The sequence below is a fragment of the Sphingopyxis soli genome, from assembly GCF_018682675.1.
Lineage (GTDB): Bacteria > Pseudomonadota > Alphaproteobacteria > Sphingomonadales > Sphingomonadaceae > Sphingopyxis > Sphingopyxis soli.
Genome location: NZ_JAFMTR010000023.1, coordinates 1 through 2,544 on the forward strand (window position 1 = coordinate 1; position 2,544 = coordinate 2,544).

Genomic DNA, 2,544 nt, shown 5'->3' on the forward strand with positions numbered 1-2,544 from the left:
CGCCATCGCCCCTCCGTCAGCGCTTCGCGCTGCCACCTCCCCATGGCTTCGCCACAGGGAGGACTTTACTCCCCAGGCAGCTGTATGCTCAACGCCTCGATGATCGCCTCCTGCGCCGACGCCGTATCGGCAAGCCGGTCGCGCAGCGCGTAGATGTCGGGAAGGCCGTCGACCGCCTCGTCGATGCTGCGCTCCAGATAGAGCCGGTCGATGTCCGCCAGCGCCTCGGTCAGCGGCGCCCGCGCGGCGACGAGACGCGAGATCGCCTGCTGCGCGACGACCCAGCGTTCGCTCGCGACCGGCGCACCCGAAGCCGCAGCAACCGCCGAAGCGGCCGCCCCGCGCTCGGAAGCGAACGCCTGCTGGGCAGCGATCGAATCGGCTTCCCAGCGCGCGAGCCGGCCCGCGAGGTCGGTCGGCAGCGGACCGGGCGGCGTGACCTCCACCGTCGGCGGGGCCACATTGAACCGCCCCTCCACCGCGCGCTTGGCGAGCGACGGCGCCGGTCCCCCTGCTCCCGGCCCGCCGGCGCAGGCGGACAGGATCAGGGCGGCCATGACGGGCAGGAAAAAGGTGACGCGCTTCATTGCCGCCCCTGATATGGGGCGCGTGCGCAGGCGGCAAGTGCCGAATCGGAATTCCCGGGACCAGCCCGGCCTCGCTGCATTTTCCATCAAAAAGCACGGAAATATGCGGTTGACAGCATAAGCAGAGATCGCTAGGTGCGCGGTCTTTCCCGCTTGCTGGAAAATTCGCCTGCTTTGGCGGGTGACCGGCGGCGCGGGTGTTCTAGTTTCTGATTGGATGGAAGACCATGTTCGCAATCGTGCGCACGGGCGGAAAGCAGTATCGCGTTGCCGCCGGAGACAAGATCGCCGTCGAGAAAATCGACGGCGAAGCCGGTGACACCGTGTCGCTGGGCGACGTCCTGCTGGCCGGTGACGGCGGCGAGGTGAAGGACGCCAAGGGTCTTACCGTTTCGGCCGAGATCATCGCGCAGACCCGCGGCGAGAAGGTCATCGTGTTCAAGAAGCGCCGTCGGCACAACTACCGTCGCCGCAACGGCCACCGCCAGTCGCTGACGCTGCTGCGCATCCTCGCCGTCGGCGAAGCCAAGAAGGCCGCACCGAAGAAGGAAGCCGCGCCGAAGGTCGAAGAGGCCGCCGCTGCGCCCGCCGCCGAAAAGGCTGCTGCGCCCAAGAAGGCCGCTGCCCCCAAGGCCGAGACCGCCGAAAAGAAGCCCGCTGCCAAGAAGGCGGCCCCCAAGAAGGAAGCCTGAGCGCGGCACCGCAGCTCGGCCCCTCAAGCGAAGTAAGGAGTTTAGGTCATGGCACATAAGAAAGCAGGCGGTTCGTCGCGCAACGGTCGCGACTCGCAGGCCAAGCGCCTTGGCGTGAAGAAGTTCGGCGGTCAGGAAGTGATCGGCGGCAACATCATCGTGCGCCAGCGCGGCACCAAGGTGTACGCGGGCGTCAACGTCGGCATGGGCAAGGATCACACGCTGTTCGCCACCGCCGACGGCCGCGTCCGATTCCACGATGGCAAGCTTGGCCGCAAATATGTGTCGGTCGACGCCATGGCGGAAGCCGCCGAATAAGGGCGATCTTGCACGGGTCGCCCATCAAGGGATGACCCGGAGCTGTCCTTTCCGCCCCGAGCGGAAACAAGGTTCGAAAAGAGGGAGACGGGTCACCCCCGGACTCCCTTTTTTCTTGTCCGCCGTCGATTGCCTCGGGTCCGGACGCGAAAACGGGGCCATCCATCTTCCTCGCGCATCGACTGTCGTCAAAGAGTCACCATGTGGCGGCTAGGGCGACAGGCAAATGGGAGTGATAAGAATGTTTGCGCGTACCGAAAGATTGTTGCTGCGGCCCGGCTGGCAGGAAGACGCCCCCGCCCTTGCGCGGGCAATCGGCGAAGAGGCGGTCGTGCGGAACCTTGCCCGCGCGCCTTGGCCCTATGGCGAGGAAGAGGCGCAGCAGTTCCTGAGCCAGCCGATCGACCCGACCCAGCCACGCTTCCTGATCTTCGCCCGCACCGGCGGCGCGCCGCGCCTCGTCGGCGGCTGTGGCATTTCGCGCGCGCCCGAGGGCGAACTCGAAATGGGTTACTGGATCGCGCGTCCCTATTGGGGTCTCGGTTTCGCGACCGAAGCCGGGCGCCAGCTGTTGCGGATTGCCCGCGCGATGCACCTGCCGAAGCTGTCGGCCGGGCATTTCGTCGACAATCCGGCGTCGGGCGCGGTCCTCCGCAAGCTCGGCTTCCGGCCGACCGGCAAGGTCACGCAGCGCTACAGCGCCGCGCGCGGCGGCGAGGCGGCGTGCGCGCTGTTCGAGGAAGGCGACGGGGACGGCAGCAATGCCGTCACCCCCATGCGCGGCCGCATCGACGCCGACGCCGACTTTCGCGAGGAAATCCGCCTGATGGCGGCTTGAAGAGACGCCTTGTCCGACGTGGTGAAAGGCCGCTTTTGGGGTGGATAGCGGACGTAAAATCCTCCCTGTCGCGAAGCGATGGGGAGGGGGACCGCCGCCGTAGGCGGTG

General features: G+C 67.2%; 4 protein-coding genes. 3 read left to right on the forward strand and 1 reads right to left on the reverse strand.

Features of this window, described 5'->3' with window-relative positions; genetic code table 11:
• Positions 1-65 precede the first annotated feature (65 nt).
• A complete protein-coding gene (locus J1N50_RS03105) occupies positions 66-587 on the reverse strand; it encodes a hypothetical protein (RefSeq protein ID WP_215350289.1) in 522 nt (173 codons plus the stop codon).
• A gap of 227 nt (positions 588-814) precedes the next feature.
• Between J1N50_RS03105 and rplU the strand changes: the two genes are divergently transcribed.
• From rplU to J1N50_RS03120, 3 genes are all read left to right on the forward strand, one after another.
• On the forward strand, positions 815-1,279 hold the full coding sequence (rplU, locus tag J1N50_RS03110) for a 50S ribosomal protein L21 (protein WP_215350292.1): 465 nt from the start codon (positions 815-817) through the stop codon (positions 1,277-1,279).
• A gap of 48 nt (positions 1,280-1,327) precedes the next feature.
• Positions 1,328-1,597 carry a 50S ribosomal protein L27 gene (gene rpmA, locus J1N50_RS03115; protein WP_058455005.1) on the forward strand — a complete coding sequence of 90 codons (270 nt, stop codon included), beginning with the start codon at positions 1,328-1,330 and terminating at the stop codon, positions 1,595-1,597.
• Positions 1,598-1,838: 241 nt separating this feature from the next.
• A complete protein-coding gene (locus J1N50_RS03120; RefSeq protein ID WP_215350294.1) occupies positions 1,839-2,435 on the forward strand; it encodes a GNAT family N-acetyltransferase in 597 nt (198 codons plus the stop codon).
• Positions 2,436-2,544 lie beyond the last annotated feature (109 nt).

Bases quoted from the DNA above. Each gene is read 5' to 3' on its own strand.
- J1N50_RS03105 (WP_215350289.1), bottom strand. From the start codon at position 587: ATGAAGCGCGTCACCTTTTTCCTGCCCGTCATGGCCGCCCTGATCCTG.
- rpmA (WP_058455005.1), top strand. From the start codon at position 1,328: ATGGCACATAAGAAAGCAGGCGGTTCGTCGCGCAACGGTCGCGACTCG.
- J1N50_RS03120 (WP_215350294.1), top strand. From the start codon at position 1,839: ATGTTTGCGCGTACCGAAAGATTGTTGCTGCGGCCCGGCTGGCAGGAA.
- rplU (WP_215350292.1), top strand. From the start codon at position 815: ATGTTCGCAATCGTGCGCACGGGCGGAAAGCAGTATCGCGTTGCCGCC.